The sequence below is a fragment of the Streptomyces sp. NPDC006463 genome (genome assembly GCF_042870715.1).
GTDB lineage: Bacteria > Actinomycetota > Actinomycetes > Streptomycetales > Streptomycetaceae > Streptomyces.
Genome location: NZ_JBIAHP010000009.1, coordinates 49,156 through 76,025, shown reverse-complemented (window position 1 = coordinate 76,025; position 26,870 = coordinate 49,156). Strand labels below are relative to the sequence as shown.

Genomic DNA, 26,870 nt, shown 5'->3' with positions numbered 1-26,870 from the left:
CTCATCCTGCCCCTCCCCGACGGTTGTCGGAACCCCAAATGATCGATCATTTAGGTGATGTTTCCCACCGGTATCCGGCCGGACAGTCTGGGAGCGACCGCCGTGTACCTCCTGCCTGCGGAAACCGTACGCACAGCCTGGCCAAGGGCCTTGCGGGACCCGACGAGGACGACCAGTTTCTTCGCCCTGGTCACCGCCGTGTAGAGAAGATTTCGCTGGAGCATCATCCAAGCGCCGGTCGTGACCGGGATCACCACGGCGGGATATTCACTGCCCTGGGAGCGGTGGATGGTGACGGCGTAGGCGTGGGCCAGCTCGTCGAGCTCCGTGAACTCGTAGCCGATCTCCTCGTCCTCCTCCGTGCGCACCGTCAGGCGCTGTTCGTCCAGGTCGAGGCCGGTGACCACGCCGACCGTGCCGTTGAAGACACCATTGGCCCCCTTCTCGTAGTTGTTGCGGATCTGGGTGACCTTGTCGCCCACCCGGAACACCCGGCCGCCGAAGCGCTTCTCCGGGAGGTTCGGCCGGGCCGGCGTAATGGCCTGCTGGAGCAGGCCGTTGAGGTTTCCGGCGCCCGCCGGACCGCGGTGCATGGGCGCGAGCACCTGGATGTCCCGGCGCGGGTCGAGCCCGAACCGTGCCGGGATCCTTCGCGCCGCGACGTCCACGGCGAGCACCCCGGCCGCCTCCGTGTCCTCCTCGGGGAAGAGGAAGAAGTCCGGCAGCCCGTCCGTGATGGGCGGTACGCCGGTGTTGATCCGGTGGGCGTTGGTGACCACGCCCGACTGCTGGGCCTGCCGGAAGATCCGGGTCAGCCGGACCGCGGGCACCGGGCCGCCCTCGGCCAGCAGGTCGCGCAGCACCTCGCCCGCGCCCACCGACGGCAGTTGGTCCACGTCTCCCACGAGCAGCAGGTGTGTACCCGGTGCCACGGCCTTGACCAGCTTGTTGGCCAGCAGCAGGTCCAGCATCGAGGCCTCGTCGACGACGACCAGGTCGGCGTCCAGCGGCCGGTCCCGGTCGTACGCGGCGTCCCCGCCCGGTTTGAGCTCCAGCAGCCGGTGCACCGTGGAGGCCTCGGCCCCGGTGAGCTCGGCCAGCCGCTTCGCCGCCCGGCCGGTGGGGGCGGCGAGCACCACCTTGGCCTTCTTGGCCCGGGCCAGCTCGACGATGGAGCGCACGGTGAAGGACTTGCCGCAGCCGGGCCCGCCGGTGAGGACGGCGACCCGGCGGGTCAGCGCCAGCTTGACCGCGTCCCGCTGCTCGGGGGCGAGCTCGGCCCCGGTCCGCCCGGCGAGCCAGCCCAGCGCCTTGTCCCAGTCCACGTCCTTGAAGCCGGGCATCCGGTCGTCCTCGGCGTACAGGAGCCGGCGCACCTGCCCGACCAGCGAGAGCTCGGCCCGGTGGAAGGGCACCAGATACACGGCGGTCAGCGGATCCGGACCGCCCTGGGGATCGGGTACGGGCTCCCGTACGACGCCCTCCGGATCGGCGGCGAGCTCGGCCAGGCAGTCGATCACCAGCCCGGTGTCCACCTGGAGCAGCTTGACCCCGTCGGCGATGAGCCGGTCCTCGGGCAGGAAGCAGTGACCCTGGTCGGCGGACTGGGACAGGGCGTACTGGAGCCCGGCCTTGACCCGCTCGGGGCTGTCGTGCGGGATCCCGACGGCCTGGGCGATGCGGTCGGCGGTGAGGAAGCCGATGCCCCACACGTCGGCGGCGAGCCGGTAGGGCTGGTTCTTCACCACGGAGATGGAGGCGTCGGCGTACTTCTTGTAGATGCGCACCGCGATGGAGGTGGAGACGCCGACGCCCTGGAGGAAGACCATGACTTCCTTGATGGCCTTCTGCTCCTCCCAGGCCTCGCCGATCAGCTTGGTCCGCTTGGGACCGAGACCGGGCACCTCGATGAGCCGCTTGGGCTCGTCCTCGATGACGTCGAGGGTGTCGAGGCCGAAGTGCTCCACGATCCGGTCGGCGATCTTCGGGCCGATGCCCTTGATAAGACCGGAGCCCAGGTAGCGGCGGATGCCCTGGATGGTCGCGGGCAGGAGCGTGGAGTAGTTCTCCACCGTGAACTGCCGGCCGTACTGCGGGTGGGAGCCCCAGCGGCCCTCCATGCGCAGGGATTCGCCGGGCTGGGCGCCGAGGAGCGAGCCGACGACGGTGAGCAGGTCACCGCTGCCCCGGCCGGTGTCGACGCGGGCGACCGTGTACCCGCTCTCCTCGTTGGCGTAGGTGATGCGTTCGAGCACCCCCTCGACCACAGCCAGTTGTACCGCCGCCCCGTTGGTTGCCATGGCACGAAGCTACCGTCCGGCGCCGACAACGCGTCATGCCTGTGGACGGTACGAGAAAGGGGTCCAGCCTCGCGGCCGGACCCCTGTCACGGTTACCCCTCCCGTGCCGGACTTCCCGATCCCCCCAGATCCCCTCCCGGAAGTACCGACGCACCATACGACCCGCAATTCCGCCGGAGGGTTGCACCCGGATCCACAGTTTTGCCTTTCCGTTACCCAACGCCTACTCAAAGTGCCGGTGAATCAGCACAGAAGTCGTATTTCAGGCACGAGTGGAGCGAGACGATGACGACGACGGCGTGGCCCGCGGCCGCCTGCGCCCCTAGAGTTGGCGCATGGCTGAGAGCGTGCGGCTACGGGACCCGCAGCCGGGGGACCTGGGGTGGATCGTGCAGCGCCACGGCGCGCTGTACGCCGCCGAGTACGGCTGGAACACCGACTTCGAGGGCATGGTGGCCCGGGTCGTCGCGGAGTTCGCCGAGGACCACGACCCCTACCTGGAACGCGTCTGGATCGCCGAGCTGGACGGGCGTCCGGTCGGCTCGGTGATGTGCGTCCGGGAGGACGGCGCGCCCGGTACCGCCCGGCTGCGGCTGCTCCTGGTAGACCCGGAGGAGCGCGGCCGCGGCGTCGGCTCCCTGCTGGTCGACACGGTCGTCGGCTTCGCCCGCTCGGTCGGCTACCGCGAGCTCGCACTGTGGGCCGACGACGTGCTGGCCGAAGCCCGCGCGCTCTGCCTGCGGGCCGGCTTCACCCTGGTCGCCGAGCGCCCGTACCGCTCGTACGGCGTCACCCTCACGGGGCAGGACTGGCGACTGCCGCTGCAGGAGGGCTCCCCGCGCTGACGCCCGAACCGACCCCCGTACGGTTCGAGGCGCGCGCGGGGGCCAGCGAGGTGAGGGCCACCCCGCCGACCAGGAGTACGGCCGCCAGCCAGCGCAGGCCCGAGACGGACTCCCCCAGCACCAGGGCCGCCGAGGACATCCCGAACACCGGGACAAGCAGCGAGAACGGCGCCACCGAGGAGGCCGGGTAACGGCGCAGCAGGTAGCCCCAGGCCCCGAAGCCGAAGACGGTGGACACCCAGGCCACGTAGCCGATGACGGCGGCCCCGGACCAGTCCAGGGCGCGCAGCGCGGCCAGGTCCCGCTCGGGCCCCTCCAGCAGGGCCGAGAGCGCGAACAGCGGCAGCACCGGGACCGTGCACACCCACACCATGAAGTTCAGCGCGTCGGGCGGCGAGGCCCTGCGGGTCAGGACGTTGGAGACGCCCCAGCAGGCGGCGGCCGCGACGACCAGCGTAAAGCCGAGCACCGGTCCGGACGTGCCCCCGTCCACGGCGGCCACCCCGATCCCGGCGAGCGCCACGCCCATGCCGAGCAGCCGTACCCGGCCGGGCCGTTCGCGCAGTACGACCGCGGCGAGTACGGCGGTGAAGACGGCCTGGACCTGCAGGACGAGGGAGGACAGCCCGGCCGGCATCCCGGCGGCCATCCCGGTGAAGAGCAGGCCGAACTTGGCGATGCCGAGGGCCACGCCCACCCCGATGATCCACTTCCAGGCGACCTTGGGCCGGCCGACGAAGAACACGGCGGGCAGCGCGGCGACGAGGAAGCGCAGCGCGGACAGGAGCAGCGGCGGGAAGTGGCCGAGTCCGATCTGGATGACGACGAAGTTGAAGCCCCAGACGGCGGCGACGAGCACGGCGAGTGCGGTGTGTACGGGACGCATGTTCCGAGCATCGGCGCCCTGATCGTGTAGCACCAGCGCAGATCTCTTCCGGGATGGATGAAGCATTGCTTACGCTTGGCGCATGCTCGACCTGTTCCGGCTGCGCGCCCTGCACGCCGTCTCCGTCCACGGCTCGGTCGCCGGCGCCGCGGCCGCCCTCGGCTACACCCCTTCGGCGGTCTCGCAGCAGATCTCCAAGCTGGAGCGGGAGACCCGCACCACCCTGCTGGAGCGGCGCGGGCGCGGGGTCGCCCTCACCGAGGAGGCCCGCCATCTGGCCGACACGGCCCAGGAGTTGCTGGCGATCGTGGAGCGCGCCGAGACCACCCTGGAGGAGCGGCGCGGACAGCCGAGCGGGCTGCTGACCGTGGCCGCGTTCGCCTCCGCGGCGCGCGGGCTGCTGCCGGGGGTGCTGGCCGATCTGGCCCGCCGCCATCCGGCCCTCGACGTCCGGCTCACCGAGGTGGACCCGCACCTGTCGGTGGACCTGGTGGCCCGGGGCGTCACCGACCTGGCGGTGGCCCACGACTGGGACATCGCGCCGCTGCCGGCCCCCGAAGGGGTCGAGCAGGCGGTGATCGGGGACGACCTCTGCGACCTGGTCGTGCCGAGCGGGCATCCGTTCACCGAGCGCTCCGTCGTCCGCCGCAGCGACCTCGGCGGCCAGCGCTGGGTGTGCCAGCCGCCCGGCCGGGTCTGCCACGACTGGCTGATGCGGACCCTGCGCACGGCCGGATTCGAGCCCGACATCGCGCACGTGGCGGAGGAGAACCACACCATCGTCGCCCTGGTCGCGGCCGGGCTCGGGGTGGCGGTGGTGCCCCGGCTGGGCACCGGCGCGCTGCCGCCGGGCGCGGTGGCCGTGCCGCTGGAGCCCGGCCCCGTACGCCGGCTGTACGCGCTGTGGCGGACCGGGGCGGCCCGCCGCCCCGCGATCACCGAGGCGGTACGGACCTTGCAGGAGCACTGGACCCCGTAGCGAGTCATCCGGGGGACCTCCCGAGTGTCCGGGGCCCGCGGGACGCGGGCCCGCAGTAGGGTCCGGCGGGTGCCGTACCACGCTTCCCGCCGGACCCTGCTCGCCGCGGCCGCCATGGCCGCCGTCACGGCCGCCGGGGCCCCCTCCGCCGCGGCCGACGCCGCGGCGGCCCGCCTGGCCCCCGACGCGCTCCCGCCCGGCCGCCGGCTCGACGCGGCGCTGCGCCGCCTGGTCGACCGGATGAGCCTCGCCGAGAAGGTCGGGCAGCTCTTCGTCTCCCGGGCGTACGGGCATTCGGCGACCGACCCCGACCCGGCGGACGCGGCGAAGAACCAGGAGCTGTTCGGGGTGCGCACGGCGGCCGAGCTGGTCTCCCGCTACCACCTCGGCGGGATCATCTACTTCGCCTGGGCGCACAACACCCGTAGCCCGCACCAGATCGCGGCGCTGTCGGCCGGTCTCCAGGAGGCCGCCCTCGCCGCCGGTCCCGGGATCCCGCTGCTGCTCTCGACCGACCAGGAGCACGGCGTCGTCGCCCGCATCGGCAAGCCCGCGACGCTGTTCCCGGGGGCGATGGCGCTCGGCGCGCAGCACAACGCGACCGGTTCCGCCGCCGGTGCCCGCCGGGCCGCGCGCATCGCGGGGGCCGAGCTGGCGGCCATGGGCGTCCGGCAGGACTACGCGCCGGTGGCCGACGTGAACGTGAACCCGGCGAATCCGGTGATCGGCGTACGGTCCTTCGGCGCCGACCCGGGCGCGGTGGCGGAGCTGGTCGCCGCCCAGGTCCGCGGCTACCAGCGGGCCGGGGTCGCGGCCACCGCCAAGCACTTCCCGGGCCACGGGGACACGGAGACCGACAGCCACGTCGGGCTGCCGGTGATGCGGCACACCCGCGCCGTCTGGGAGGAGCTGGACGAGCCGCCCTTCCGGGCCGCTGTGGAGGCGGGCGTGGACGCGGTCATGACGGCGCACATCGTCTTCCCGGCCCTCGATCCCTCGGGGGACCCGGCGACCCTCTCCCGGCCGATCGTGACCGGGATCCTGCGCGAACGCCTGGGGTTTCGGGGGGTGGTGGTCACCGACGCGCTCGACATGGCGGGGGTCCGCCAGAAGTACGGTGACGAGCGGGTGCCGGTACTCGCGCTGAAGGCGGGCTGCGACCAGCTGCTGAACCCGCCGGACCTGGGCCTCGCGTACCGCAGCGTGCTGGCGGCCGTGGAGACGGGCGAGCTGACGCGGGAGCGGATCGACGAGTCGGTGCTGCGGATCCTGGAGCTGAAGGCGCGCCTGGGCCTGTTCGGCGGGGCGGGCGCCCCGTCCGGCAAGGTGGACGCGGTGGTCGGCGTCCCGGAGCACCTGGCGGCGGCCGACGAGATCGCGGGCGCCACGACGACGCTGCTGGCCAATCCGGCCGGGCTGCTGCCGCTGGACGCGTCGGCCGGGCCCCGGTTGCTGGTCACCGGGACGGACCCGGTCTCCCCCAGCGGCACCACGGGTCCCCCCACCGCCGTCCTGGCCGAGGAGCTGACCGCACTCGGCTGCCGGGCCACGGCCCTGCCGCCCGCCCGCGCGGTGGCCGCGGCGCCCGGTCACGCGGCGGTGGTGGTGTGCACGTACAACGTCCCCGAGGGGGACGATCCGCAGCGCACCCTGGTGGCCGATCTGCTGGCCACCGGCGTCCCGGTGATCGCGGTGGCGCTCCGCAACCCGTACGACTCGGCGCGGCTGCCGGTGTGCGCGGCGGAGGTGGCGACGTACTCCTGGGCCGATGCTGAGATGCGGGCGGCGGCCCGGGTGCTCACCGGGGCGCTACGGCCGGCCGGCCGCCTCCCGGTGCCGGTCCCGGGCCGCTACCCGCTGGGCCACGGACTGACCTACTAGACGTCAGCCCGCGGCCCGGCAGGGCGCGTTACGGCCGCAGCTGCGGCTCGCGCTCCAGGTCACGCTGGTCGAGCTGCGCGTCCGGCGCCGCCAGCGGCGTCGCCCTGCGCGCGTCGGCGAGCGCGGCGGCCGGGGCCACCCCCGCCCACTGGAGGATCTTCGCGGTCGCGAGGGCCTTCTCTTCGTCCAGGAGCTTGGCGACGTTCGCACCGTGGTTGGCGCCCGGCGCGATCATGACGTAGCTGTCGCGCACCCCGTAGCCGAGGTGGAACGGTTCGGCGCCCCACGGGTCGTTCTGCCCGTACACGAACAGCATCTGGTTGGCGTTCTTGCGGACCCAGTTGTCCACGTCCCGCATGGCCGCCGGCTGGAAGGTCATGGGGATGTCGCGGGGCACGAAGTTGCGCGGCGGCTGGTAGCCGTAGCGGCTCAGGCCGGCCAGGTGCGGCTGCTTGATGTCCGGGGAGCCGAGCTGCGTGCCCGCCTGGTAGTAGTACGGGGTGTACGTCTGCAGACCCTGGTCGGTGTAGGCGGAGAAGCCGGAGATCGCGTCGACCGTGTCCCAGATCTCCTGGTCGCTCGCGGTCGCGGCCGCCGGGACGGAGGCGCAGTCGGAGAGCAGGCTGTACTGCCAGAAGGCCCACACGTAGTCGAGTACGACGGCCTCGTAGGCCTTGTCGAGGTCGCCGACGGTGGTGAAGGTCCAGCCGTTCTCGGCGGCGGCCGTCGCGTACTTGGCCTCCAGCGGCTCGCGGCGCACGAGCGCCTCGCGCTGCACCGCGTTCAGCTTGTCGCGGCACTCCTTGGTGCCGACCTTGGCGAAGAACCGGTCGTAGGCCGAGTCCTCGTTGTTGACGACGTCGTTGGGCGCGACGTAGGCGACGACGCCGTCCATGTCACGCGGGTAGAAGCGCTCGAAGTACGTCGCCGTCATACCGCCCTTGCTGCCGCCCGTGGCCAGCCAGTTCTTGGTGTAGATCTTCTTCAGGGCGGTGAAGATGCGGTGCTGGTCGCTGGCGGCCTGCCAGATGTCCAGGTTCGCCCAGTTGGCCGGGTCGGGCCGGGAGGGCGTGAAGAATCGATACTCCAGCGACACCTGGTTGCCGTCGACGATGGTCGTCGGCTCACTGCGGCGCGGGCTGGTGTTGACGTTGTAGCCGGAGGTGTAGAACACCGTCGGCCGCGAGACGTCCTTGTGCAGAAGGGTCAGGCGCTGCTTGAAGGTGCCCTTCCCCGGCTGCCGGTGGTCGACCGGCTGCTCGTAGTTCAGTACGAAGAAGCGGTAGCCGGGGTACGGCTTCTCCTCGATCAGGCTCATCCCGGGAATGCCGAGGATCTGGTCCTTGATGTCCGTGGCGGCCGCCGGCCCTGCGGCGGTGGCCGCTTGTGCCGTGAAGCCGGCCGCACCCATGGTGCCGATCAGCACCACGAGCGACAGCAGCCATCCGAGCGTCTTGCGCATTCACCCTCCCCTTGAGTTCACTTCGGTCGCCGTGAACCTAGCGGGGTGAACGCGCTGCTGAACAGACCTAGTTGGGCCGGTCGTTCAGCACAGGATCCAGCCGGAATCGGCAGATCCGGCCCCCACGCTCCCCTTTACATACACACAGCGGCCGATCGCACCCACGGTGACAGGCCCGGCGTAACGGGTGAATCGCCCGATATCGCGGATCGGGGCGCCGCCGCGCGGCTGGATGCTCACCGCCATCCCCCGCCGCTCACCGGGGACACGGGCCACGGCCACCGCACACGCCTGGGTGTGGGTCTTGTACACGCGCACCTCGCCCGTCGCGATCGGCAGCGTCCTGGCCAGGCGGCCCGCACATCCGCCGGATTCGGCGTACGCGCCACCCCCGCCACCCCCGCCGGCCCGCTCGGCCCGGACCGGCGACGCCGCCGCCTGCGCGGGCGGCGCCGCGAACAGCCCGCCGACGCAGAGCCACAGCGCCGCCGTGAACACCCCGAGGGGCGCGACCCATCGGCCGCATCCTCTCCACCCGTGCAACACCCTGTCCCCCGCTCGGTCGTACGTACCACGTGCGTACGCACGTACGACGCCCAGACTCCCCGGAAGGTTGCGGTCGGCAAGGGTCCGCGACCTTCTACTTCGTACGAGTGCATCCACAACGCCCCAGTGGGAGGACGCGAGTTCACGACCCCGCAGCCAATTACGCCAGGTAATCGATCCAGTTCTCAACGTAGCCGCGAGAGGGACGACCGCTCGTTCCGGCCGATGGTGAAGGCCATCCTGACGGTCGTCGACAAGGACGACGACCAGCGCGTCAGCCCCGAGGAGTTCCACAAGGCCCAGGAGGCCTTCAACCCGGAGCTGAGCCCCGCCGACGCCGAGGCGCTGTTCCGGCGGATCGACAAGGACGGCGACGGCACGCTGACCGTGGACGAACTCCTCGACGCCGTCCGCGAGTACTACATCGGCACCGACGAGGACGCCCCGGGCAACCTGCTCTTCGGCGAGCTCTGACCCTTCGGCCGTCAGGCCGCGGCGCGCTCGTCCTCCCCGGCGAAGGTGCGCCACAGCTCGGCGTACCGGCCGCCGCGCGCCAGGAGTTCGGTGTGCGTACCGTCCTCCACGACCCGGCCGCGGTCCATGACCACGACCCGGTCGGCGCGGGCGGCGGTGGTCAGCCGGTGGGCCACCACCAGGGTGGTCCGCTTGCCGGCGAGCCGGTCGGTGGCCAGGTTGACCTGGGCCTCCGTGGCCAGGTCCAGGGCGGCCGTGGCCTCGTCGAGCAGCAGCACGTCGGGGTCGACGAGTTCGGCCCGGGCCAGTGCGATCAGCTGGCGCTGCCCGGCGGAGAGGTTGCGTCCGCGCTCCGCGACGGTGTGCAGGTAGCCGCCGTCGAGCGTGGCGATCATGTCGTGGGCGCCGACCGCGCGGGCGGCGGCCTCCACCTCGGCGTCGCTCGCCCCGGGCCGCCCGTAGGCGATGGCGTCGCGGACGGTCCCGGGGAAGAGGTAGGACTCCTGGGGGACCACACCGAGGCGGTGGCGGTACGCCGTCAGGTCGAGCTCCCGCAGATCGGCGCCGTCGGCGGTGATCCGGCCCGAGGTCGGATCGTAGAACCGGGCCACCATCTTGACCAGCGTCGACTTGCCGGCTCCGGTCTCGCCGACGAAGGCGACGGTCTGCCCGGCGGATATGCGCAGGTCTATTCCGGCCAGCGCCTCACCCGTCTCACCCCGCTCCTCGGCGGTGCCGTACTGGAAGCGGACGCCCTCGAAGGCGATCTCCCCGCGCAGCGCGGAGACCTCGCGGGGCCGCTCCGGGCGGGGTGTGGAGGTGGGCTCGCGCAGCAGCCCCTGGATGCGGCCGAGGGAGACGGTGGCCTGCTGGTAGCCGTCGAAGACCTGGGAGAGCTGCTGGACGGGGGCGAAGAACAGGTCGATGTAGAGCAGGTACGCGACCAGCGCGCCGGTGGTGAGGGTCCCGGCCTCGACCCGGCCCGCGCCGACGATCAGTACGGCGGCCGCGGCGCCCGAGGACAGCAGCTGGACGAAGGGGAAGTAGACGGATATCAGCCACTGGCCCCGGACCCGGGCCTCGCGGTACGAGTCGCTGCGCTCCGCGAAGCGGCGGGCGCCGGAGCCCTCGCGGCGGAAGGCCTGGACGATGCGGAGCCCGGCGACGGACTCCTGGAGGTCGGCGTTGACCAGGCTGACCCGGTCGCGGGCGAGCTCGTACGCGGCGACCGACTTGCGGCGGAAGACGACGGTGCCGATCACGAGCACCGGGAGGGTGGCGAAGACGATCAGCGCGAGTTCGACGTCGAGGACGAGGAGGACGATCAGGATGCCGAAGAAGGTGAAGACGGAGACGACGGCGGTGACGAGGCCGGTCTGCAGGAAGCTGGACAGGGAGTCCACGTCGGTGGTCATCCGGGTCATGATCTTGCCGGTCAGCTCGCGCTCGTAGTAGTCGAGACCGAGGCGCTGGAGCTGGGCGAAGATCTTGACGCGGAGCGCGTACAGCACGCGCTCGCCGGTGCGGCCCGTCATCCGGGTCTCGGCGAACTGCGCGGCCCACTGGGCGAGGACGACGCCGAGCGCGAGGACCGCGGCGGCCCACACCGCGCCGAGGGCGGCCTTCTCCACGCCCTGGTCGATGCCGTGCCGGATCAGGATCGGCAGGAGCAGACCGGAGCCCGCGTCGACGGCGACGAGGGCGAGGCTGATGGCGAGCGGCGCCCAGAACCCGCGGAGCAGGCGGCGCAGGCCGTAGCTCTCCTCGGGGGCCGTGGCGCGGTCCTCGTCCACGTCGGGCTGGTCGTCGGCCGGCGGCAGGGCGGCCACCTGGGCGAGGAGTTCGGGGGTCGCCGGCATCCCGGCGACGGCCCCGGCCATGGAGTGCCCGGCTCCGGGCGCGCCGGTGCCGGCGGCGGGGGCGGAGCCGGCGGCGTTGTCGGCGTTGTCGGGGGCCTCGCGGCGCCGCCAGAGCTCGGGGGTGATCCCGGCCGCGACGCGGCGCTTGGCGTTGACGGGCTCGGAGTCGATCTCGGCTTCGAGCTCGATGTCGCGTTCGATGTGGTCTTCGAGGTCGCGCTCGAACTCGGTCATCACCGGGGCGTCCGGGGTCCGCGGCGAGCCGGCGCCGAGCGCGTCGGGGTCGGTGAGCAGCCTGCGGTAGAGGGGGGAGCGGCGCTCCAGCTCCTCGTGCGTCCCGATGTCGGCGAGCCGCCCGTGTTCGAGTACGGCGATCCGGTCGGCCAGCGCGAGCGTGGAGCGGCGGTGGGCGATCAGCACGGTGGTCCGGCCGGCCATGACGCCGCGCAGGGCCTCGTGGATCTCGTGCTCGACGCGGGCGTCCACGGCGGAGGTGGCGTCGTCGAGGAGGAGCAGCCGGGGGTCGGTGAGGATGGCCCGGGCGAGCGCGATGCGCTGGCGCTGACCACCGGAGAGGGTGAGCCCCTGCTCGCCGACCTTGGTGTCGTACCCGGCGGGCAGGGCCTCGATGAAGCCTTCGGCCTGGGCGGCGCGGGCGGCGGCGCGGATCTGTTCGTCGGTCGCGCCGGGGTGCCCGTAGGCGATGTTGGAGCGGATGGTGTCGGAGAAGAGGAAGGAGTCCTCGGGCACGAGCCCGATGGCGCCGCGCAGCGACTCGTACGTCAGCTCGCGCACGTCGTGGCCGCCGACGCGGACGGTGCCGTGGTCGGTGTCGTAGAAGCGCGGCATCAGGAGCGAGACGGTGGACTTCCCGCTGCCGGAGGACCCGACCAGGGCGACGGTCTCCCCCTCCGCGACGGAGAGCGAGAAACCGTCGAGGACGGGCCGCTCGGGGTCGTAGCCGAAGCGGACGTCGTCGAACTCGACGGTGGCGGGCGCGCCGGCGGGCAGCTCGCGGTCGCCGTCCTGGATCTCGGGCTCGGTGTCGATGAGCTCGAAGACCCGCTCGACGCCGGCGCGGGCCTGCTGGCCGACGGTGAGCACCATGGCGAGCATGCGGACGGGGCCGACGAGCTGGGCGAGGTAGGTGGAGAAGGCGACGAAGGTGCCGAGGGTCACCCGCCCGTTGGTGGCCATCCAGCCGCCGAGGGCCAGCATGGCGACCTGCCCGAGGGCCGGGACGGCCTGGAGGGCGGGGGTGTAGCGGGAGTTGAGCCTGATGGCGCGCATCCGGCCGGCGAACAGCCGCCGTCCGGCGGCGCGCAGCTTGGAGGTCTCCTGCTCCTCCTGCCCGAAGCCCTTGACGACGCGGACGCCGGTCACCGCGCCGTCGACGACGGTCGCGACGGCGGCGGCCTGGCTCTGCGCGTACCAGGTGGCGGGGAAGAGCTTCTTGCGGCTGCGCTTGGCGATGAACCAGAGGGCGGGGGCCATCAGCAGCGCGACGAGGGTCAGCAGCGGCGAGAGCGCCAGCATGATCCCGAGGGATATCCCGAACAGCAGGAAGTTCCCGATGGTCATCGGGAGCATGAAGAGCAGGCCCTGGATGAGCTGGAGGTCGCTGGTGGCCCGCCCCACCACCTGCCCGGTGGACAGTTCGTCCTGCCGCCGCCCGTCGAGGCGGGCGATGGTGTCGTACATGTCGGTGCGCAGGTCGTGCTGGACGTCGAGGGCCAGCCGCCCGCCGTAGTACCGGCGTATGTAGGTGAATACGTACACGAGCAGGGCCGCGCCTATGAGCATCGCGGCCCAGGGCCCCATGGGCTTGGTCCCGTTCCCGATGACGTCGTCGATGATCACCTTGGTGACCAGCGGCACGAGCGCCATGACGGCCATGCCGGCGAGCGAGGACCCGAGCGCGAGCAGCACGTTGACCTTGTACCGCCAGGTGTAGGCGGTCAGCCGCCTGGCCCAGCCCTGTTTCTCCCCAGCCGCCGTCTCTGCCGCCGCCACGTGGTGCCTCCCCGTTCGCCTGTCCTACCGGAAGCCCCAACGCCCCGACCGGCGGATTTCATCCCGCCGCAACAATCGCACCGCAGTGCGCGCCGGGCACGGGGGCCGCACCCGATCAGGGGACCACCGGCCGCTGGACAACCACCGGACGCCGGGTCGCGACGGCCTGCCGGGGCGCGGCGAACTCGTCGGCGGGACGTCCACGGCCGTGTTCACCGCGGCCTGAGCACCCTCAGACGTGGGTCGGGGCGAACATCTTGAGGGTGGTGGGGAGGACCAGGACCGAGGGGCCCGGGGTGGAGAGGGACTTGGCCAGGTCTTCGCGGAGGGTCTCCGAGGTGGTGAGGGCGGCCGGGATGCCGAAGGAGGCCGCCAGGGCGACGAAGTCGGGGCGGGTCAGCTCGGTGCCGGTCTCGCAGCCGTACTCGCGCAGGATGCCGTAGCCCCCGTCGTCGACGATCAGCCAGGTGACGTCCAGGTCGTGCTGCTTGGCCGTGGCCAGGTCCGCGATCGAGTACATCGCGCCGCCGTCGCCGGAGACGGCCAGGACCGGCGTGCCCGGCTCCGCCGCGCTCGCGCCGAGGGCCGCCGGGAAGGCGTAGCCGAGGCCGCCCGCGCCCTGGGCCGAGTGCATGGTGTTCGGGTGCTTCGCGTCGAAGGCCGACCACGCCCAGTAGGACAGGATCGTCATGTCCCAGAAGGACGGGGAGCGCGGCGGCAGGGCCGCGCGGATGGAGGCCAGGAGTTCCTGTTCCCGCGCGACGTCCTGACCGGACAGGCGGTCCGCGACGGCCGACAGGACCATGCGGACGCGGTCCGGGGCGTACGGGTCCTCGCGCTCGGCCACCGTCTCCAGCAGGGCCTGGAGCCCGAGGCGGGCGTCGGCGTGGATGCCCAGGCCCGCGTGGTTGGACTCCAGCTTGCCGAGGTCGGCCTCGATCTGGATGACCCGGCCCGTGGGGAAGAAGGTGTGGTAGTTCGAGGACAGTTCGCCCAGGCCGGAGCCGACGACGAGGAGGACGTCCGCGTCCTCCAGGAAGTCGGTCATGTAGCGGTCCTCCAGCCAGGACTGGAGGGAGAGCGGGTGCGTCCAAGGGAAGGCGCCCTTGCCGCCGAAGGTGGTGACCACCGGGGCGTGGAGGCGTTCCGCCAGCTGCTTCAGCTTGCCCGCCGCGTCCGAGCGGATCACACCGCCGCCCGCGATGATCACCGGACGGGAGGCCCGCGACAGCCAGTGCGCCGCCAGCGCCGTCAGCTCCGGGCGCGGGACGAGTTCGTGCGGGGTCGCGTCCACGCCCGTGACCTGCGGAACGAGGGTCTCGGCCCGCAGGACGTCCTCCGGGATCTCCACCCAGACCGGGCCGTGCGGGGCGGACAGCGCCGACTCCCAGGCCGCCGCGACCGCCGACGGGATCTGGGAGGGGGTGCGGGCCACGTGCACCGACTTCACCACGTCCCGGAAGGAGGCGGACTGGTCGCGAAGCTCGTGCAGGTACCCCTGCCGGCCGCCTCCCAGGCCCGCCACGGGCACCTGGGAGGAGACGGCGATGACGGGCGCGGACGCGGCCGCCGCCTCCGCCAGTGCCGGCAGGGCCATCAGCGCCCCCGGGCCCGTCGACAGCAGCAGCGGCACGGCCTCGCCCGTGATCCGGCCGTACGCGTCGGCGGCGAAGCCCGCGTTGTTCTCCGTGCGGAGGGTGATCAGGCGCAGGTCCGAGCGGCCGACCGCGTCGAAGACGGCCAGCGCGTGCTGGCCGGGCAGGCCGAAGACGGTGGTCGCGCCGAGGGAGCGCAGCGTTTCCACGACCAGGTCCCCGCCCGTCCGGCCCGGCGGCGGCGCCAGGGCGGCGGCCGTCTGGGCCTCGGTGGGACGGAGTACCAGGTCGTGGTCGTGCGTCACGCTCTTAGTTGCCCTTCGCCTTCGCCGCCGCGATCTGACGGCTCATGATCGTGGTGAGCTCGTACGCGGTGTGCGAGGCCGCGACCGAGGTGATCTCCGCGTGATCGTACGCCGGGGCGACCTCGACGACGTCGGCGGAAACGAGGTTGCAGGAGGACAGACCGCGGATGATCTCCAGCAGCTCGCGGGAGGTCATGCCGCCCGCCTCCGGGGTGCCGGTGCCGGGCGCGTGCGCCGGGTCCAGCACGTCGATGTCGATGGAGATGTACAGCGGGCGGTCGCCGATGCGCTGGCGCAACTGGTCGGCCACCTCGTCGGCGCCGCGCCGGTAGACGTCGGCGGAGGTCACGATGCCGAAGCCCATCTTGGCGTCGTCGTCCAGGTCCTGCTTGCCGTACAGCGGGCCGCGGGTACCGACGTGGGACAGCGCCTCGGTGTCGAGGATGCCCTCCTCGACGGCGCGGCGGAACGGGGTGCCGTGGGTGTACTCGGCGCCGAAGTAGGTGTCCCAGGTGTCCAGGTGCGCGTCGAAGTGGAGCAGCGCGACCGGGCCGTGCTTCTTGGCGACGGAACGGAGCAGCGGGAGGGCGATGGTGTGGTCGCCGCCGAGGGTCATCAGACGGGAGCCGGAGCCCAGCAGCTCGTCGGCCGCGGCCTCGACCGTCTCGACGGCCTCGTTGATGTTGAAGGGGTTCACGGCGATGTCGCCGGCGTCCGCGACCTGCGCGAGGGCGAAGGGGGAGGCGTCCTGGGCCGGGTTGTACGGGCGCAGCAGGCGGGAGGCCTCGCGGATCGCGTTGCCGCCGAAGCGGGCGCCGGGGCGGTAGGAGACGCCGGAGTCGAAGGGCACGCCGACGACGGCGACGTCGGCGGAGCCGACCTCGTCGAGGCGCGGCAGCCGGGCGAAGGTCGCCGGGCCCGCGTAGCGCGGGATGCGGGAGGAGTCGACGGGTCCGCGCGGCTGCGTGCTCATGGGGGGTGCCCTTCTGAAGGTCCTACAAGTGCGGTCCTTCGAGCGTAAGCCGGTGCCCACAGGACGGCGAAGTGTACGTTCTATCCATAGAACATCCCTGACATGTACGGAGTATCCATGGAGGCCCCGCTCACTCCGCCGGTCCCCCTCGGCGCGCTGCTCCCCGCCCGGGAGCTGGGCCTGCGCCACCTCGCGGGGCCCGCCGAGGCCGATGTGCACGGCGTGCACGCCTCCGAGATGGCGGACCCGTCCCCCTACCTGCTGGGCGGCGAGCTGCTCCTGACGGCGGGAGCGGCGCTCACCGACGCCGAGGCGTACGTCGCTCGGCTCTCCGAGGCCGGGGTGGCGGCGCTCGGCTTCGGCGTGGCCCCGGTGCACGAGGAGGTGCCGCCCGGGCTCGCCGAGGCCTGCGACCGGTACGGGCTGCCGTTGCTGGAGGTCCCGCCGGGAACCCCCTTCACCGCGGTGGCCCGTGCGGTCTGGCGGCTGATGGCAGAGGCCCGTACGCGGGAGCTGCGCCGGGTGACCGAGGCCCAGCAGTCGCTGGCCGCCGCGGCCGCCAGGCCCGACCCGGTCCCGGCGGTGCTGTCCCGGCTGGCGGCGAGCCTGGGGGGCCACGTCGTCCTGCTCCCGGCCGGCCGGTCGGCGGCGCGGTCGGCGGGGCGCGTACTGCCTCCCGAGACCGCCGAGGCCCTGTCCGCCCTGCTGGCCCGCGTCGGCCCGCCCGGCGGCGCGGCCACCGCCACGGACTCCGCGGCGGGCTGGAGCCTGACCGCCTACGCGCTGGGCGACGGCCCCGTCCTCGGCGTCGCCCGCCCCGACCGCACCCCCGGCGACCACGCCGTCACCGCCATCGCGGCCGTGCTGCTGACGCTGCTCACCGCGCCCCGGCCCGAAGGGGACGCGGCGGCCGCCCTCACCCGGCTCCTGCTGGACGGTGACCCGGCGGGGGCCCTGCCCCCCGGGCCCCGGTACGTCGTGCACGCCCGAGGCTCCGGCGACCCGCACGCCCTGGCGGCCGCGCTGGGCACCGTACTGCTGGACCCGCTCGGGGACCGGGTACGGCTGCTCACCGAACGGGAGCCGGCCCCGCAGCCCGGATGGCGGCTGGGGGTGAGCGCCCCGGCCGACCCGGCCGGGCTGGCGACCGCGACGGCCCAGGCCGGGCGGGCCCTGGACCGCGCGGAGGCGGCCCGTACCCCGCTGGTCCGGCACACGAGCGGGGGCCTGGCCGCACTCGTCGACCCGGCGGAGGCCCGCGCGCACGCCGAGTCCCTGCTCGCCCCGCTCGGCCCGGCGCACCGCGAGACCCTGCGCGCCTGGCTCGCCCACCACGGCAGCTGGGACCGCACCGCGGCCGCCCTCGGCGTCCACCGCAACACCGTCCGCCAGCGCGTGGCCCGCGCCGCCGGCCTGCTGGCCCGCGACCTCGACGACCCCGACACCCGGATGGAACTGTGGTTTGCGCTACGTGGCCTGGACAGCGGCGATAACTCGTCGGTAACTTAATCTGAGCAAGCGCTTAGACCTCAACCATCCATTGAGGTACCACGACGGCGCGCAACCACCTCCGCGAGAGCGGCGGCGGTGTAGCCGCAGAGAGGGAGGCCGGCCGTGCGCCGTACCGTATTCAACGAGGACCACGAGGCGTTCCGCGAGACCATCCGCGCCTTCATCGAGGCCGAGGTCGTCCCGGTCTACGACGAGTGGTTCCAGGCCGGCCAGGCGCCGCGCGACTTCTACTACAAGCTCGGCGAGCTGGGCGTCTTCGGCATCAACGTGCCCGAGGAGTTCGGCGGCGCGGGCCTGGACACGCACAAGTTCGAGGCCGTCCTCTACGAAGAGACCTCCCGCGCGGGCGTGAACTTCGGCGGCTCCGGCGTGCACGTGCTGCTCGCCCTCCCCTACATCAAGATGCTCGCCAACGACGAGCAGAAGAAGCGCTACCTCGAGAAGTTCGTCACCGGCGAGGAGATGTGGGCGCTCGCCATGACCGAGCCGGGCACCGGCTCCGACGTCGCGGGCATGAAGACCACCGCCAAGCTCTCCGAGGACGGCACCCACTACGTCCTCAACGGCGCCAAGACCTTCATCACCGGCGGCGTCCACGCCGACCGCGTGATCGTCTGCGCCCGCACCTCCGCCCCCTCGGCCGAGGACCGCCGCTTCGGCATCTCCCTGTTCGCCGTGGACACCAAGTCCGAGGGCTACTCCATAGGCCGCAAGCTGGACAAGCTCGGCCTGCGCACCTCCGACACCGCCGAGCTGGCGTTCGTCGACGTGAAGGTCCCGGTCGAGGACCTCCTCGGCGAGGAGAACAAGGGCTTCTACTACCTCGGCGCCAACCTGCCCTCCGAGCGCTGGGGCATCGCCTTCGGCGCGTACGCGCAGGCCAAGGCCGCCATCCGGTTCGCCCAGCAGTACGTGACGGAGCGCACCGTCTTCGGCAAGCCGGTCGCGCACTTCCAGAACACCAAGTTCGAGCTGGCCGCCTGCCAGGCCGAGGTGGACGCCGCCGAGGCGGTCGCCGACCGCGCCCTGGAGGCCCTGGACGCCGGTGAGCTGACCGCCGCCGAGGCCGCCTCCGCGAAGCTGTTCTGCACCGAGGTCGCGCACCGCGTCATCGACAAGTGCCTCCAGCTGCACGGCGGCTACGGCTACATGAACGAGTACCCGATCGCCCGCCTGTACGCCGACAACCGCGTGAACCGCATCTACGGCGGCACCAGCGAGGTCATGAAGTCCATCATCGCCAAGTCCATGGGCCTGTAAGGAATCAGGGCACCTACCCTTCCCCCATGAACGAGGCACTGACGACGCTCCTCGATCTGCTCGACCTCGAGCAGATCGAGGAGAACATCTTCCGCGGTACCAGCAGACCTTCCCTGGTACCGCGCGTCTTCGGCGGTCAGGTCGCGGCCCAGGCACTGGTCGCGGCCGGGCGGACCGTCCCGGCGGACCGCACCGCGCACTCCCTGCACTCGTACTTCCTGCGCACCGGGGACACGGGCGCGCCCATCGTGTACTCCGTGGACCGGATCCGCGACGGGCGCTCCTTCACCACGCGCCGGGTGGTCGCCGTCCAGCACGGGCAGCCGATCTTCCACCTCTCCGCGTCGTTCCAGAAGTACGAGGAGGGCCTCGACCACCAGGTCGCGATGCCGCCCGCCCCGGACCCGGAGACCCTGCCCACGGCGGCCGAGTCCCTGCCCGCGTACCGGGAGATCTTCCGCGACCCGGGCACGGTGGAGCGGCTGATCGAGACCCGGGAGGCGGTGGACCTGCGGTACGCCACGACCCCGCCCTGGGGCAGCATCGGCGAGCCGGTGGAGCCGCGCTCGCAGGTGTGGTTCCGTACCGCCGGCAAGCTGGAGAGCGACGACGCCCTGCTGCACACCTGCCTGGCCACGTACGTCTCCGACATGACGCTGCTTGACTCGGTGCTGCTCGCCCACGGGCGCGGCGGCTGGGCGGTCGGCGACGTGGTCGGCGCCTCGCTGGACCACGCGATGTGGTTCCACCGGCCGTTCCGCGCGGACGAGTGGCTGCTGTACGACCAGGAGTCGCCCTCGGCGGCCGCCGGCCGGGGCCTCGGCCAGGCCCGCATCTGGACCCAGGACGGCCGCCTGGCCGTCACGGTCATCCAGGAGGGCGTGGTCCGCGTCCCGCGCGACCGGAGCTAGGCCGCCTCAGTCCCACCAGAAGCCCCAGTGGGCGGCTCCGGTGACCGCCTCGTCCGTGTAGGCGCGGAGGGTGCCGGAGCCCTGCCAGATGTTGTCGGGCGCGAAGGCGAAGTGCTCCGCCGCGACGGGGAGCGAGCGGACGAGCGTACGGGGCGGGGCCGCGACCGACACGTGGAGTTCGTCGAAGCCGAGGGCGACGACGCGGGCGCCGAAGCGGTCCTCCCAGGAGCGCAGGACCGCGCTCACGAGGGCGGTGTCGTTCTCGTGGTTCGTGGGCCCGCACCAGCCCATCGCGGTGGGTACGTCGGCCGGGCGCCCCGCCGGGACCAGGGCGAGCCGCGGGGCCGGCAGCGCGCCGTCCTCGATCAGCTCGTCCGCGAGGGCACAGGCCGCGGCCTCCGGGTCCGGCCCGTCCGGTCCCGCGGCGCCCGGCTCCGCGAGCCCGGGCCAGTCCCGGCCGAAGGGAGCGATGAGCTCCTCGCCCTCCTCCCCCTCCTCGGGGTCGGGCACCACCGCGGCCCAGAAGTCGCGCAGCACCGGCTCGACGTGGTGGTCGTCGGGGTCGGACATCCGCTCCGGCGAGAACTCCCGCTCCTGCCACCACCGTTCCAGCCCCGGCCGGTCCTGGAACAGCACGGCCTGCAGGCCTGCGGCCGCGAGCGCGGGGTTCCGGTACGCGGCGAGCGCCCCCACCCCCACGGCCTCGTCGGACACCCACACCAACGGCTCGGCCGCCTTCCCCCACCGCCGCCGCCCCGGCGCGTCGATGACCGTACCCGGTGGCAACTCAAGTCCCAGGCAGCGCCCTTGGGGATCCTCGGCCAGCACGGACAGCGGGTGGTGCGCCTGCGGCGACTTCGGCGGTGTCGGCATGGAATCGACCGTAACCGCGGCCACTGACAACGCCCCGGCACGGCCTCAGACGCGGCCTCAGGCCTCCAGCAGGCCCGCCGCGTCCAGCAGGTACGCCACCATCGGGTCGTAGAAGCGCGGGTCGCGGACGTGGTCGTCCAGCGGGATCGCCACCTGGAGGGTGCCCTCGGCCTCGCCGAGGAAGAGGGCCGGGTCGTTGCAGTCCGCGTAGCCCACCGCGTCCAGGCCGCGCTGCGCCGCGCAGCCCGCCCAGCCGTGGTCGGCGACGACCAGGTCCGGCTGCGGGCGGCCCTCCGCCGTGAGCCCGTCCAGGATCGCGGCCATCGGCTCCGGCGAATGGGTGTGCCACAGCGTCGCGCCCCGCTCCAGCACGGCCACGTCGGCGAACTGCCACACCGAGCCCTCGTCGGCCGTCAGGCCGGCGGGGATGACGACGATCTCGCAGCCGGCCGCCCGCAGGGCCGCCGCCGTGGCCCGGTGGACGTCCAGCAGCCCGCCCGGGTGCCCGGTGGCCAGCAGCACGCTCTGCCGGTCCAGCGCCGCCTTGCGCAGCCGAGCCGCCAGCCGGTCCAGGCCCGCCACGGTCAGCTCGGGGTCGATGGTGTCCTGGCCGAAGCGGAGCTCCGGGTCGTCCACGACCCCGCACCGCTCGGCCATCACCGCCAGGACGTCCTGCTCGTCGGTCCAGCGGTCGCCCAGCTCCAGGCCGAGCCAGTAGTGCCGGTCGCCGTTGGCGAGCTTGCGGTAGTGGGAGAGGTTGTTCTCGCGCGGGGTCGCGACCTGCCCCGCGATGCGGGTGCGGACCAGGTGGTCGATGAGTTCTGCGCGGCTGGGTACGGGCGTCTCTATCGGCTTCGGCATACGGGCCATTCTGCCGCCGCCCAGGCGGAAGCGTCCCGTCCATCCCGGCCCGCGGACGCCCCGGCTCACGCCGACAGCGCCCCGAACGCCCCGTGCGCGAGCCGCCGTAGCAGCGACTCCGTCGCCTCCCGCCCCAGGGCCGCCAGGTGCGGGGTGGAGTTCAGCAGGCCGAAGACGGCGTGCACGGAGACCCGTACCTCCGCCTCGCCCACCTCGGGATGCAGTTCCCGTACGACCGCCACCCACAGCTCCACGTACTGCCGCTGCAGCTGCCGTACGAGCTTGCGGTCGGTGTCCCGCAGCCGGTCGAGCTCCCGGTCGTGCAGGGTGATCAGCGCCCGGTCGTCCAGCGCGAAGTCGATGTGCCCGTCGATGAGGGAGGACAGGACCAGGGCGGAATCGCCGTCCGCCTCCTCCACCCGGCGGCGGCCGCCGGTCAGCAGCCGCTCGCTGATGCCGACCAGCAGCTCGGCGAGCATGGCGTCCTTGCCCGCGAAGTGCCGGTAGAGGCCGGGACCGCTGATGCCCACGGCGGCCCCTATCTCGTCGACGCCGACGCCATGGAATCCGCGCGCGGCGAAGAGGCGGGCGGCCTCACTGAGGATCTGCTCGCGACGGGTCGGGGCGGCCGCTCTGGTGCTCATGGGAAACCATTCTAGACAGGGCCGTTAGCGGTCGTTAACCTAAGCCGTACATGCGTTAACGCTCATTAACAGCGTGCACCGAGCAAGGGAGCTCGACCGATGCAGCAGGCACCAGTGCTGACGAGCGCCGCGGACCCGGCGTCCGAGGCCTGGCGGACCAACGAGGCCGCCCACCGCGAGCTCACCGAGGGGCTGCGGGCCCGCCTCGACGCGGCCCGGCTCGGCGGCGGCGAGAAGGCCCGCGCCCGCCACACCGCCCGCGGGAAGCTCCTCCCGCGCGACCGCGTCGACGCCCTCCTCGACCCCGGATCCCCCTTCCTGGAGCTGGCCCCGCTGGCCGCCGAGGGCATGTACGGGGGCGCGGCCCCCGCCGCCGGGGTGATCGCGGGCGTCGGCCGGGTCAGCGGCCGCGAGTGCGTGATCGTCGCGAACGACGCCACCGTCAAGGGCGGCACGTACTACCCGATGACCGTCAAGAAGCACCTCCGCGCCCAGGAGGTGGCCCTGGAGAACCGTCTCCCCTGCCTCTACCTGGTCGACTCCGGCGGCGCCTTCCTCCCCATGCAGGACGAGGTCTTCCCCGACCGGGAGCACTTCGGCCGCATCTTCTACAACCAGGCGCGCATGTCGGGGGCCGGCATCCCGCAGATCGCCGCCGTCCTCGGCTCCTGCACGGCGGGCGGCGCGTACGTCCCGGCCATGAGCGACGAGGCCGTCATCGTCCGCAACCAGGGCACGATCTTCCTCGGCGGCCCGCCGCTGGTGAAGGCCGCCACCGGCGAGGTCGTCACCGCGGAGGAGCTGGGCGGCGGCGAGGTCCACTCCCGGGTCTCGGGCGTGACCGACCATCTCGCGGAGGACGACGCGCACGCGCTGCGGATCGTACGGAACATCGTGGCGACCCTGCCCGAGCGCGGGGCCCTGCCCTGGTCGGTCGAGGCTCCGGAGGAGCCGAAGGTGGACCCGTACGGCCTGTACGGCGCGGTCCCCGTCGACTCGCGCACCCCCTACGACGCCCGCGAGATCATCGCCCGGATCGTGGACGGCTCCCGCTTCCAGGAGTTCAAGTCCGAGTTCGGCCAGACTCTGGTCACCGGCTTCGCCCGGATCCACGGTCACCCGGTCGGCATCATCGCCAACAACGGCATCCTGTTCGCCGAATCCGCCCAGAAGGGCGCGCACTTCATCGAGCTGTGCGACCAGCGCGGGATCCCGCTGCTCTTCCTCCAGAACATCTCCGGCTTCATGGTCGGCCGGGACTACGAGGCGGGCGGCATCGCCAAGCACGGCGCCAAGATGGTCACCGCGGTCGCCTGCACCCGGGTGCCGAAGCTGACGGTGGTGGTCGGCGGCTCGTACGGCGCGGGCAACTACTCGATGTGCGGGCGGGCGTACTCGCCCCGGTTCCTGTGGATGTGGCCGAACGCCAAGATCTCGGTGATGGGCGGCGAGCAGGCCGCCTCCGTCCTGGCGACGGTCAAGCGCGACCAGATCGAGGGCGCGGGCCAGGAGTGGCCGGCCGAGGACGAGGAGGCCTTCAAGGCTCCGGTCCGCGCGCAGTACGAGGAACAGGGCAACGCCTACTACGCCACGGCCCGGCTGTGGGACGACGGGGTCATCGACCCGATGGAGACCCGGCAGGTGCTGGGACTGGCCCTGACCGCGTGCGCGAACGCCCCGCTGGGCGACTCCGCTTTCGGCATCTTCCGTATGTGACGTGAGGACCTCACTGATGTTCAGCACTGTCCTTGTCGCGAACCGCGGCGAGATCGCGGTCCGGGTCATCCGCACCCTGCGGGAGCTCGGCATCCGCTCCGTGGCCGTCTTCAGCGACGCCGACGCGGACGCCCGTCACGTACGGGAGGCCGACACGGCCGTCCGCATCGGCCCGGCGGCGGCCGCCGAGAGCTACCTGTCGGTGGAGCGGCTGCTGGATGCCGCGAAGCGGACGGGCGCCGAGGCCGTGCACCCGGGCTACGGCTTCCTCGCGGAGAACGCGGCCTTCGCGCAGGCCTGCACGGACGCCGGACTGGCCTTCATCGGGCCGCCCGCCTCCGCCATCTCCCTCATGGGCGACAAGATCCGGGCCAAGGAGACGGTGAAGGCGGCGGGCGTGCCCGTGGTCCCCGGCTCCTCCGGAAGCGGCCTGACCGACGCCGAACTGGTCGCGGCCGCCTCGGAGATCGGCATGCCGGTGCTGCTGAAGCCCTCGGCGGGCGGCGGCGGCAAGGGCATGCGGCTCGTGCGCGACGAGGCGGTGCTGGCCGAGGAGATCGCAGCGGCCCGCCGCGAGGCCCGCTCGTCCTTCGGCGACGACACCCTCCTGGTCGAGCGGTGGGTGGACCGGCCCCGGCACATCGAGATCCAGGTGCTGGCGGACTCCCACGGGAACGTGGTCCACCTGGGCGAGCGCGAGTGCTCGCTCCAGCGCCGGCACCAGAAGGTCATCGAGGAAGCCCCCTCGGTCCTCCTCGACGAGAAGACCCGCGCGGCGATGGGCGCGGCGGCCGTCGACGCGGCCCGTTCCTGCGGGTACGTCGGCGCGGGCACGGTGGAGTTCATCGTCCCGGGCGGGGACCCTTCCTCGTACTACTTCATGGAGATGAACACCCGTCTCCAGGTCGAGCACCCGGTGACGGAGCTGATCACGGGCCTGGACCTGGTGGAGCTCCAGCTGCGGGTCGCCTCCGGCGAGGCGCTGCCCGTCACCCAGGACGAGATCCGGCTGACCGGGCACGCGATCGAGGCCCGCGTCTGCGCGGAGGACCCCGCCCGGGGGTTCCTGCCGTCCGGCGGTACGGTCCTGGCGCTGTCCGAGCCGGACGGCGGCCCGGTCCGTACGGACTCCGGGCTGACGGCGGGCGTGCCGGTGGGGTCGACGTACGACCCGATGCTGTCGAAGGTCATCGTCCACGGGCCGGACCGGGCCAGTGCCCTGCGCATGCTGCGGGCCGCCCTCGCCGACACGGTGATCCTGGGTGTCCAGACCAACGCGGGCTTCCTGCGCAGGCTGCTGGCCCACCCGGACGTCGTCTCCGGCGACCTGGACACGGGCCTGGTCGAGCGCGACCTGCAGTCCCTCCTCCCGGAGGGGGTCCCTGACGAGGTGTACGCGGCGGCCGCGCTGCTGGCAGCGCCCGGCACTCCCCCGGCCACCGACCGCTGGGCCGACCCGTTCGACGCCGCCGACGGCTGGCGCCTCGGCGGCACTCCGGCCTGGACGGTGCGCCACTTCCGCCTCCCGGGCCAGGACCCGGTGGAGGTCCGCACCCGCCGTCTGGGCGCGGAGTCCGAGCTACTCGTCGCCGACCCCGCCGAGCCGAATCCCGCGGCGCCGGCGCGGGCCCGGATCGTCAGCCGCACCCCGGACAGCGTCACCGTCGAGCTGGACGGCGTCACGCACACCTTCAGCCACGCCACCTCCCCGGAGGGGACCTGGCTGGGCCGTGACGCGGACTCCTGGCACGTGCAGGCCCACGACCCGGTGGCCGCCGCCCTGAGCGGGGGCGGACACGCAGGGGCCGACACCCTGGCCGCCCCCATGCCCGGCACCGTCACCGTCGTCAAGGTGGCCGTCGGCGACACGGTCGTGGCCGGGCAGAGCCTCCTCGTCGTCGAGGCCATGAAGATGGAACACGTCATCTCCGCCCCGCACGCCGGGACCGTCACCGAGCTCGACGTCACCCCCGGCACCACCGTCGCCATGGACCAGGTCCTGGCCGTGGTCACCCCGGAACCGGAAGAGGAGGCGGCCGCATGAACCGTCTGCCCATGACCGTCCCGGCCCCCGGCCTCCCGGCCCGGGTCCGGATCCACGAGGTCGGCGCCCGCGACGGGCTGCAGAACGAGAAGACGGCCGTCCCCACCGCCGTCAAGGCCGAGTTCATCCACCGGCTCGCCGCCGCCGGCCTCACCACCGTCGAGGCCACCAGCTTCGTCCACCCCAAGTGGGTGCCGCAGCTCGCCGACGCCGAGGAACTCTTTCCCCTCCTCGGCGACGTGCAGGCGGCCCTCCCCGTCCTCGTCCCCAACGAGCGCGGCCTCGACCGAGCCCTCGCCCTCGGCGCCACCCGCATCGCCGTCTTCGGATCGGCCACCGAGACCTTCGCCTCCCGCAACCTCAACCGGACCGTCGCCGAGTCCCTCGCCATGTTCGAGCCCGTCGTGGCCCGCGCCAAAGAGGACGGGGCGCACGTCCGCGGCTACCTCTCGATGTGCTTCGGCGACCCCTGGGAAGGCCCCGTCCCGGTCCACCAGGTCGTCTCCGTGGCCAAGTCCCTGCTCGACCTCGGCTGCGACGAACTCAGCCTCGGCGACACGATCGGCGTCGCGACCCCCGGCCACGTCCAGGCACTGCTCAGCGGCCTGAACGAGGCGGGCGTCGGCACCGACCGCATCGGCGTGCACTTCCACGACACCTACGGCCAGGCCCTCTCCAACACCCTCGCCGCGCTCCAGCACGGCGTGACCACGGTCGACGCCTCGGCCGGCGGCCTCGGCGGATGCCCGTACGCCAAGAGCGCCACCGGCAACCTCGCCACCGAGGACCTGGTGTGGATGCTCGACGGTCTCGGCATCGAGACCGGGGTCGATCTGGCCGCCCTCACCGCCACGAGCGTGTGGATGGCCGAACAGCTGGGGCGTCCCAGCCCCTCCCGTACCGTCCGCGCCCTCTCCCACAAGGAGTAGTC

The 26,870-nt window shown here is 72.9% G+C and carries 19 protein-coding genes and 1 pseudogene; 10 read left to right on the top strand and 10 right to left on the bottom strand.

Features of this window, described 5'->3' with window-relative positions; translation table 11 throughout:
- Window positions 1-50: 50 nt before the first annotated feature.
- The gene (locus ACFYOB_RS17890; protein WP_388560799.1) at window positions 51-2,300 is read right to left on the bottom strand and encodes an ATP-dependent RecD-like DNA helicase; all 2,250 of its coding nucleotides are present in this window, start codon (window positions 2,298-2,300) and stop codon (window positions 51-53) included.
- Between the two features lie 341 nt (window positions 2,301-2,641).
- Between ACFYOB_RS17890 and ACFYOB_RS17885 the strand changes: the two are divergent.
- Window positions 2,642-3,145: pseudogene (locus tag ACFYOB_RS17885) on the top strand (GNAT family N-acetyltransferase); the annotation flags it as partial.
- Here ACFYOB_RS17885 and ACFYOB_RS17880 read toward each other — a convergent pair.
- On the bottom strand, window positions 3,096-4,031 hold the full coding sequence (locus ACFYOB_RS17880) for an EamA family transporter (protein ID WP_388560798.1): 936 nt from the start codon (window positions 4,029-4,031) through the stop codon (window positions 3,096-3,098). The pseudogene ACFYOB_RS17885 and the gene ACFYOB_RS17880 sit on opposite strands and share 50 nt — an antisense overlap.
- 82 nt (window positions 4,032-4,113) lie before the next feature.
- Here ACFYOB_RS17880 and ACFYOB_RS17875 point away from each other — a divergent pair, with 82 nt between their 5' ends.
- Window positions 4,114-5,010, top strand: a complete 897-nt coding sequence (locus ACFYOB_RS17875) for a LysR substrate-binding domain-containing protein (RefSeq protein WP_388560797.1) — start codon at window positions 4,114-4,116, stop codon at window positions 5,008-5,010.
- 114 nt (window positions 5,011-5,124) lie between these two features.
- The gene (locus ACFYOB_RS17870) at window positions 5,125-6,891 is read left to right on the top strand and encodes a glycoside hydrolase family 3 protein (protein ID WP_388560990.1); all 1,767 of its coding nucleotides are present in this window, start codon (window positions 5,125-5,127) and stop codon (window positions 6,889-6,891) included.
- A gap of 28 nt (window positions 6,892-6,919) precedes the next feature.
- Here ACFYOB_RS17870 and ACFYOB_RS17865 read toward each other — a convergent pair whose 3' ends face one another.
- Entirely contained in the window at window positions 6,920-8,353 is a 1,434-nt protein-coding gene (locus ACFYOB_RS17865) for a S28 family serine protease (RefSeq protein WP_388560796.1), read from the bottom strand.
- A gap of 84 nt (window positions 8,354-8,437) precedes the next feature.
- On the bottom strand, window positions 8,438-8,851 hold the full coding sequence (locus ACFYOB_RS17860; RefSeq protein WP_388560795.1) for a hypothetical protein: 414 nt from the start codon (window positions 8,849-8,851) through the stop codon (window positions 8,438-8,440).
- A 273-nt stretch (window positions 8,852-9,124) separates the two neighbouring features.
- Here ACFYOB_RS17860 and ACFYOB_RS17855 point away from each other — a divergent pair, with 273 nt between their 5' ends.
- Window positions 9,125-9,373, top strand: coding sequence for an EF-hand domain-containing protein (locus tag ACFYOB_RS17855; protein ID WP_388560794.1), 249 nt, complete (start codon window positions 9,125-9,127; stop codon window positions 9,371-9,373).
- An 11-nt stretch (window positions 9,374-9,384) separates the two neighbouring features.
- On the opposite strand, the gene ACFYOB_RS17850 is transcribed toward ACFYOB_RS17855, so the two are convergent.
- From ACFYOB_RS17850 to speB, 3 genes are all read right to left on the bottom strand, one after another.
- Window positions 9,385-13,245 (bottom strand): ABC transporter ATP-binding protein, encoded by a 3,861-nt coding sequence (locus ACFYOB_RS17850; protein ID WP_388560793.1) that lies wholly within the window; start codon window positions 13,243-13,245, stop codon window positions 9,385-9,387.
- Window positions 13,246-13,477: 232 nt separating this feature from the next.
- Entirely contained in the window at window positions 13,478-15,145 is a 1,668-nt protein-coding gene (locus tag ACFYOB_RS17845; RefSeq protein ID WP_388560792.1) for a thiamine pyrophosphate-binding protein, read from the bottom strand.
- A 4-nt stretch (window positions 15,146-15,149) separates the two neighbouring features.
- Window positions 15,150-16,118 carry an agmatinase gene (speB, locus tag ACFYOB_RS17840; RefSeq protein WP_266788005.1) on the bottom strand — a complete coding sequence of 323 codons (969 nt, stop codon included), beginning with the start codon at window positions 16,116-16,118 and terminating at the stop codon, window positions 15,150-15,152.
- A 102-nt stretch (window positions 16,119-16,220) separates the two neighbouring features.
- Here speB and ACFYOB_RS17835 point away from each other — a divergent pair, with 102 nt between their 5' ends.
- The 3 genes from ACFYOB_RS17835 to ACFYOB_RS17825 all read left to right on the top strand — a co-directional run bounded on the left by ACFYOB_RS17835 (window position 16,221) and on the right by ACFYOB_RS17825 (window position 19,801).
- A complete protein-coding gene (locus tag ACFYOB_RS17835) occupies window positions 16,221-17,627 on the top strand; it encodes a PucR family transcriptional regulator (RefSeq protein WP_388560791.1) in 1,407 nt (468 codons plus the stop codon).
- Window positions 17,628-17,732: 105 nt separating this feature from the next.
- Complete coding sequence (locus ACFYOB_RS17830) at window positions 17,733-18,890, top strand: acyl-CoA dehydrogenase family protein (protein ID WP_328925814.1); 1,158 nt, start codon at window positions 17,733-17,735, stop codon at window positions 18,888-18,890.
- 26 nt (window positions 18,891-18,916) lie between these two features.
- On the top strand, window positions 18,917-19,801 hold the full coding sequence (locus tag ACFYOB_RS17825; protein WP_388560790.1) for an acyl-CoA thioesterase: 885 nt from the start codon (window positions 18,917-18,919) through the stop codon (window positions 19,799-19,801).
- 6 nt (window positions 19,802-19,807) lie between these two features.
- Here ACFYOB_RS17825 and ACFYOB_RS17820 read toward each other — a convergent pair whose 3' ends face one another.
- The 3 genes from ACFYOB_RS17820 to ACFYOB_RS17810 are packed head-to-tail and all read right to left on the bottom strand — an operon-like array spanning window position 19,808 to window position 22,179.
- Window positions 19,808-20,674, bottom strand: a complete 867-nt coding sequence (locus ACFYOB_RS17820; RefSeq protein ID WP_388560789.1) for a DUF4253 domain-containing protein — start codon at window positions 20,672-20,674, stop codon at window positions 19,808-19,810.
- 57 nt (window positions 20,675-20,731) lie between these two features.
- Window positions 20,732-21,544 (bottom strand): phosphatase, encoded by an 813-nt coding sequence (locus ACFYOB_RS17815; protein WP_388560788.1) that lies wholly within the window; start codon window positions 21,542-21,544, stop codon window positions 20,732-20,734.
- 56 nt (window positions 21,545-21,600) lie between these two features.
- Window positions 21,601-22,179: a TetR/AcrR family transcriptional regulator gene (locus ACFYOB_RS17810; protein ID WP_388560787.1), complete on the bottom strand. Its 579-nt coding sequence runs from the start codon at window positions 22,177-22,179 to the stop codon at window positions 21,601-21,603.
- A 99-nt stretch (window positions 22,180-22,278) separates the two neighbouring features.
- Here ACFYOB_RS17810 and ACFYOB_RS17805 point away from each other — a divergent pair, with 99 nt between their 5' ends.
- The 3 genes from ACFYOB_RS17805 to ACFYOB_RS17795 are packed head-to-tail and all read left to right on the top strand — an operon-like array spanning window position 22,279 to window position 26,868.
- Window positions 22,279-23,895, top strand: coding sequence for a carboxyl transferase domain-containing protein (locus ACFYOB_RS17805; RefSeq protein ID WP_388560786.1), 1,617 nt, complete (start codon window positions 22,279-22,281; stop codon window positions 23,893-23,895).
- A 16-nt stretch (window positions 23,896-23,911) separates the two neighbouring features.
- Window positions 23,912-25,939 (top strand): acetyl/propionyl/methylcrotonyl-CoA carboxylase subunit alpha, encoded by a 2,028-nt coding sequence (locus ACFYOB_RS17800; protein ID WP_388560785.1) that lies wholly within the window; start codon window positions 23,912-23,914, stop codon window positions 25,937-25,939.
- A complete protein-coding gene (locus ACFYOB_RS17795; RefSeq protein ID WP_388560784.1) occupies window positions 25,936-26,868 on the top strand; it encodes a hydroxymethylglutaryl-CoA lyase in 933 nt (310 codons plus the stop codon). The genes ACFYOB_RS17800 and ACFYOB_RS17795 overlap by 4 nt, the downstream gene beginning before the upstream one ends.
- Window positions 26,869-26,870: the final 2 nt, after the last annotated feature.